1 protein-coding gene is annotated in these 1,065 nt (G+C 64.7%); it reads left to right on the forward strand.

Annotated elements, in window-relative coordinates; genetic code table 11:
* The first annotated feature begins 97 nt into the window (after positions 1-97).
* Positions 98-1,060 (forward strand): IS481 family transposase, encoded by a 963-nt coding sequence (locus tag RCH15_RS19065; protein ID WP_326962219.1) that lies wholly within the window; start codon positions 98-100, stop codon positions 1,058-1,060.
* Positions 1,061-1,065: the final 5 nt, after the last annotated feature.

Consider the following 1,065-nt stretch of genomic DNA (forward strand, 5'->3'; position numbering starts at 1 on the left):
CTAGGTGTACTCGGCCAGGACGTTGGTTGCACGGTGAAAGGGTGAAGACCTCTTAGGTTGGTGGTTACCACACACACCGAACGACTAAGAGGTCTTCATGGTCCACCGTAATGCCCGTCTGACTCCTGCCGGTAGAGGCATCCTTGTCCAGCGTGTTCTGGACGGCCGTCCCGTGGCCCATGTGGCGAAGGAAATGGGTGTTTCCCGTACCTGCGCCCACCGGTGGTTCCGGCGCTATCGGGAGCACGGCTGGGCCGGGATGGAGGATCGCTCGTCACGCCCGCGTTCCTGCCCGCACGCCACCCCCGATACGAAGATCGACGAGGTCCTCGCGGCGCGTGTGAAGCACCGCGAGGGTCCGGTCGAGCTGGGTGAACGGTGCCACGTGCCGGCCCGCACGGTCTCCCGGATCATCGCCCGGGCCGGCCTGCCCCGGTTATGGGAACTGGACCCGATCAGCGGCGAACGCATCCGCGCAGGCCGGGCCACCGACCACCGCTACGAACGCGACACCGCCGGAGAACTGCTGCATATCGATGTGAAGAAGCTCGGGAAAATTCCGGAGGGCGGCGGCTGGCGGGTCCACGGCCGATCCGAAGCCGTGAAAGGCCGAGGTATCGGCTATGACTACGTCCACGTGGCCGTCGATGACCACTCACGCCTGGCCTACGTCGAGGTTCTCCCGGATGAGACGGGCCCCACCTGCGCGGCGTTCCTTGCCAACGCCGCAGGGTTCATGGCCGCCAACGGGGCACCGGTGCAGGAAGTCATGACCGATAACGCCCTGGCTTACATCCGGTCCGCTGCCTTTGCCAAGGTAATGGCTGACCTCGGCGCCAAACACCGGCGCACCAAACCCCGCAGCCCCTGGCAAAACGGCAAAGCCGAACGGTTCAACCGGACCTTGCAGGAAGGCTGGGCCTACAAGGACGCCTTCGACTCCAGCAACCACCGCACCCAGGCACTCACCGGCTGGCTAGACTTCTACAACCACCGCAGAAACCACGCAGCCCTCGGAGGACGACCACCCATCAGCAGATGTAACCAACCTGCTGGCTGAGTACA

Source organism: Arthrobacter sp. MP_M4 (assembly GCF_035984855.1).
In the GTDB taxonomy this organism is placed as follows: Bacteria; Actinomycetota; Actinomycetes; order Actinomycetales; family Micrococcaceae; genus Arthrobacter.

Bases quoted from the DNA above. Each gene is read 5' to 3' on its own strand.
- RCH15_RS19065 (WP_326962219.1), top strand. From the start codon at position 98: ATGGTCCACCGTAATGCCCGTCTGACTCCTGCCGGTAGAGGCATCCTT.